The following is a 2523-nucleotide window of genomic DNA, read 5'->3' as shown; positions in this document are numbered from 1 at the left end:
ACACCGCAACTTGGAAAACGGATTTGGCTAAATCAATTGAGATTGTGCTAGATTGATTCATGGTATGGGCTCCTATTTTGGTTTGTACCTGTAACTTTAGCTGACACAGTCAGTTGAGGTGGGGAGTCCATACCATTGAGCGGGATAGGGAATCTTTAATTGTCACTGCTGCTTAGAGAGTGCGTTGAAATGAGATTTCTGATATCGCCTGGGCTCTTCGGAATGATGCGCTATTGGTTTGAGGAGATAGGCTCGTTATCCAAGCGACAGTAGTTTAGATTCAGCAGAGACAAAAAAGGTTGGCACTAAGCCAACCTTTCTTTTCAAAACAAGCGAGTGCTTATTTAATCTCGATACCTTGAGCCTGCATATCGGCATGGTAAGAAGAGCGAACAAATGGACCACACGCCGCGTGGGTGAAGCCAAGTTCTAGGGCGATTTCTTTTAGCTCGTCAAACTCTGAAGGTGGAACGTAACGTTCTACTGGCAAGTGGTGACGGCTTGGCGCTAGGTACTGACCAAGAGTCAGCATAGTTACGCCATGTGCACGAAGGTCTTTCAGTACTTCGACGATCTCTTCTTTCGTTTCACCAAGGCCCATCATTAGACCTGATTTCGTTGGTACATTTGGATGCTGCTCTTTGAATTTTTGCAGCAATTGTAGTGACCACTTGTAGTTCGCGCCTGGGCGAGCTTTACGGTACAGACGAGGTGCCGTTTCTAGGTTGTGGTTGAAGACATCTGGCGGGTTGTCTTTCATAAGATCAAGTGCCACATCCATACGACCACGGAAGTCAGGAACCAGCGTTTCAATCTTGATGTGTGGGTTTAGTTCGCGAATCTCGCGGTTACAGTTAGCAAAGTGCTCAGCACCGCCATCACGCAAGTCATCACGGTCAACTGAAGTGATTACAACATACTTCAATTTCATGTCTGCGATGGTTTTCGCTAGCTTTTTGGGCTCTTCAGCTTCAACAGGAAGCGGGCGACCATGGGCAACGTCACAGAAAGGGCAACGGCGAGTACAAATCGCGCCAAGGATCATGAAAGTGGCCGTACCGTGGTTAAAACACTCAGCTAGGTTAGGGCAAGATGCTTCTTCACATACAGAGTGAAGGTTGTTCTTACGCATCGCTGATTTGATGTCTTGAATACGTTGGCTGTCGGCTGGTAGCTTGATCTTCATCCAATCAGGCTTACGTAGCACTTCTTTCTGCTCTGAAGGCATGTTCTTTACGGGAATCAATGCCATCTTGTCGGCGTCGCGGTATTTAACGCCTTTTTCCATCTGGATTGGTTTGCTCATGCTTTGTTACCTTGAGAAGGTGCTTCTGTGCTGAATTCTACTTGCTCGTAAACAAGCAAAGTAACGAGTTCTTGTATTAGTTGTTTTTCCACGGCTTCGATGTCTTCTGGTCCACCAACTTGGCTAACCTGAACCATCTCCATTCCTTCATAGCCACATGGGTTTATACGTAAAAACGGACCTAAGTCCATATTGACGTTCAACGCTAGGCCGTGGAATGAGCATCCTTTTCGAATGCGAAGTCCGAGAGAACATATTTTTTTACCGTCGACATAAACGCCCGGAGCGTCAGGTCGCGCAGCAGAATCGATATTGTATGCCTTAAGAGTGTTAATAACGAGGTTCTCGATGTGTGTAACGAGATCTCGCACTCCTAATTTTTTGCGACGTAGGTTGATCAGGAAGTACGCGACTAATTGACCAGGGCCATGATAAGTCACTTGACCACCACGATCGCTTTGAACAACAGGAATATCACCAGTGTTAATCAGGTGCTCGGCTTTACCCGCTTGACCTTGTGTAAATACTGGGTTGTGTTCTACCAACCAAACTTCATCAGGCGTGTCGTCTGTGCGTTGGTCAGTGAACTCATGCATCGCCTTCCATACAGGCTCATAATCTTGGCGTCCAAGTCGTTTCACAACAAGTTGGTGTTGCATGGGAATTCCTGTCGCTAATATATAAAGTTTTTGGATTATAAACCGGATGAACCTGATGCTCTACAGCTGAGTAACAGATTTTTAACTGAAAGACTCGCTGTTTTGCATTATCTACATGATAAATAAAAAGAAAGCAGCCGAAGCTGCTTTCAAAAAAAATTTAATTTATCAAAAAATTATAGAACCATGCGTACGATGTCGATTTCACCCAGTTCTTTGTATAGGGTTTCAACTTGCTCGATAGAGGTTGCAGTGATGTTGATAGACACCGAGTGGTAGTTGCCCTTAGCACTTGGTTTTACTGTTGGGCTGTAGTCACCTGGAGCATGGCGCTGGATAACTTCTAGAACTAGCTCTGGAAGCTCAGGCTTTGCATGACCCATTACCTTGTATGTAAATGAACAAGGGAACTCAAGCAGGTCTTTCAATTTTGCATCAGAGTTGATGGTTAGCATATCGGTAACTCCAGTTGGTATTCGTTGCGGTGCGAAATAGTACAGTCAAATTAGGGTGAACTCAAGATTAACAAAGCCGCCCTAGTTGGCTAACTCCTATCAC

At 45.3% G+C, this 2523-nt stretch carries 3 protein-coding genes; all 3 read right to left on the bottom strand.

From position 1 onward, the window contains the following. Positions 1-340: 340 nt before the first annotated feature. Positions 341-1306 carry a lipoyl synthase gene (gene lipA / locus KIV40_RS23610; RefSeq protein WP_012127184.1) on the bottom strand — a complete coding sequence of 322 codons (966 nt, stop codon included), beginning with the start codon at positions 1304-1306 and terminating at the stop codon, positions 341-343. After that, positions 1303-1965: a lipoyl(octanoyl) transferase LipB gene (gene lipB, locus KIV40_RS23605; RefSeq protein ID WP_285351618.1), complete on the bottom strand. Its 663-nt coding sequence runs from the start codon at positions 1963-1965 to the stop codon at positions 1303-1305. Before lipB ends, lipA begins: the two co-directional genes overlap by 4 nt. 176 nt (positions 1966-2141) lie before the next feature. Continuing rightward, on the bottom strand, positions 2142-2420 hold the full coding sequence (gene ybeD, locus KIV40_RS23600; protein ID WP_005384135.1) for a DUF493 family protein YbeD: 279 nt from the start codon (positions 2418-2420) through the stop codon (positions 2142-2144). Positions 2421-2523 lie beyond the last annotated feature (103 nt).

The organism is Vibrio sp. D173a, from assembly GCF_030248475.1.
This window is presented reverse-complemented; position numbering and strand designations above follow the sequence as displayed.

What these genes read in the sequence shown, in the direction of transcription:
- lipB (WP_285351618.1), bottom strand. Translation starts at nt 1,965, where the DNA reads ATGCAACACCAACTTGTTGTGAAACGACTTGGACGCCAAGATTATGAG.
- ybeD (WP_005384135.1), bottom strand. Translation starts at nt 2,420, where the DNA reads ATGCTAACCATCAACTCTGATGCAAAATTGAAAGACCTGCTTGAGTTC.
- lipA (WP_012127184.1), bottom strand. Translation starts at nt 1,306, where the DNA reads ATGAGCAAACCAATCCAGATGGAAAAAGGCGTTAAATACCGCGACGCC.